A 1,942-nucleotide genomic window follows, 5' to 3' on the forward strand; every position below is an offset into this window, starting at 1 on the left:
AATTCTGTTTCGGCTAGTTCTGCCCAAAATCCTTCTGGGTCAGTTCTTCCTTTTTCGTAGAGTTCTTTGTATTGGTCTATGCTTTTAATATGGGCTATTTTGGAAAATTCCGTCGGAGGTGAAAAAAGACGTTTTTCTTGTAGGATCGATTCAATAGTTGATTCTGACATTTGTTTTTGTATTTATAGTTACTACTAATAGTTATTGTGAACCTAGATTGACACTGCTTCATAAAACCGATATAAAACCTCACTAAGCGTGATATTTTACTGTTGACTTCCTGCTGTACGGACGTTGCATGCAACGTCCCTAAGGCCGTCGGCGGTTACTCATCCACAGGGATTCACGGGTCTTGCCCGACCGCATTTCTTAAATTAATACTTGCATCTCATACGCGGTCTATAGATATCCCACAATCGGGGCAGTCATAAGTTCTCACATTTAAGGGCATATCTTGGACATGACCGCAGTTTGAGCAAGTTTTTGATGATGGAAAGAATCTATCAATGACTACTACCTCAGAGCCGTACCAGTGAGTTTTATATTACCGATAATTACCTTCTTTAGCCTTCTCTATTAAGTTGAAAAATGACTTAAAAGACCTGTCTACAACTTTTAGAGTTTGCTGTGCAATGTCAGTTTGAAGCAGCTGGTAATTTTCATTATCTTTGCAATCATGGTAATTTGACTCGTACCTTAAATATTCACCGCTCAACTAAACTTACTTAAACTTACTCAAAGGTCTGAAAGTCTAGTCATTCGTAGTGGGTCGACCACCACAGGGTTAAACGGCAAACCCTTTATTCCTTGGTCAAAGACATCAGGAATTACTTTTTTAATTATATTTAATGACCCATTTACATCGGCATTTAATAATTTATTTTCCCTGGTTTTATACAACCCTCTTGTTACTCTTTTTCCACTAAATTTCGGTTTTTCCTCTCCATATTTTGGTAAGTCATCCCCATCTAAACAGCTCGATTGAGATGTATAAGATTCTTCTGTTATTATTACTTTTATTCCTTTTAATTTGGCTTTATATGTTAACATCTCTATCAACCTATAATGAGGGATGTTCACAAATTGTTGATTGTTCTTTTTTCCTAATTTTATTTCTTGTTTCCAGGTCTGATTATGCCCGATAATTAAGATTCCTATTTCCTGGTTTAAACACCAATCTATTACTCTTTTACTTGCTGTATGGAGATAATTTTCTACTCGACAATTTCGTTTATGAGTTAATTTTTTTAACTTCGGAGAATCAAAGTGATTCTGGTTGGTTTTTAATTTAGATTGTAAACTAGAGCGCTGTTTATTATAAAAGGTGTTAATTGCTTTTAATGGTCTGCCTTTAATCAACAGAGGTGCTGTTCCTGTTTGATTTGTAGTTACAGCCATTAAATTATTTACTCCTAAATCGACTCCTGCTACTTGTTGATTTTCTGTTGTTGACTCTGATTTTTCATAGACTATTTCTATTATATAACAGCTACTTTTGGGGACGATTCTTGCCTCTATTATTTCTGTCTGTGAGGTGGGAATTTTTATTTCACTCATAGACAGATGACAAATTCCTTTTTTTAAGGATTTTTTGTATATTGATTCATCTGGATAGGGCAGAATATTTCGGCCTTTTGTCTTATGTTTATATTTGGGAATTTTCGGTTTTCCTAAAAATTTACTTGGCTGTTTTTTCCATTCTTTTAAAGCCGAAAAATAACTTGTCCAACTTTTATCTAATCTCCTAATAATTTGCTTACTTACCTTGGTAGGTAAAGCTTGATAATCGTCACTTTTAGATACCTGGTGATAAAGTTCAGTAAAATTGAATTTCTTTTGAGTAGTAAAGAAATATTGACGATAATAGTAGTTAGCTAAATTAAACAGATTTTTAGACAAAAAAGCCTTGTGGTCAATTTCAGACCAAAAAGGATGGTTTTTC

1 protein-coding gene and 1 pseudogene are annotated in these 1,942 nt (G+C 34.2%); both read right to left on the bottom strand.

Annotation, left to right across the window (positions count from 1 at the left end; genetic code table 11):
* Positions 1-388 precede the first annotated feature (388 nt).
* A pseudogene (locus F6K22_RS39710) lies at positions 389-532 on the bottom strand (zinc ribbon domain-containing protein); the annotation flags it as partial.
* A gap of 203 nt (positions 533-735) precedes the next feature.
* A complete protein-coding gene (locus tag F6K22_RS39715) occupies positions 736-1,917 on the bottom strand; it encodes an RNA-guided endonuclease InsQ/TnpB family protein (RefSeq protein ID WP_375340237.1) in 1,182 nt (393 codons plus the stop codon).
* Positions 1,918-1,942: the final 25 nt, after the last annotated feature.

Origin of the sequence: Okeania sp. SIO2F4, from assembly GCF_010672385.1 — a bacterium.
Taxonomy (GTDB): domain Bacteria; phylum Cyanobacteriota; class Cyanobacteriia; order Cyanobacteriales; family Microcoleaceae; genus Trichodesmium.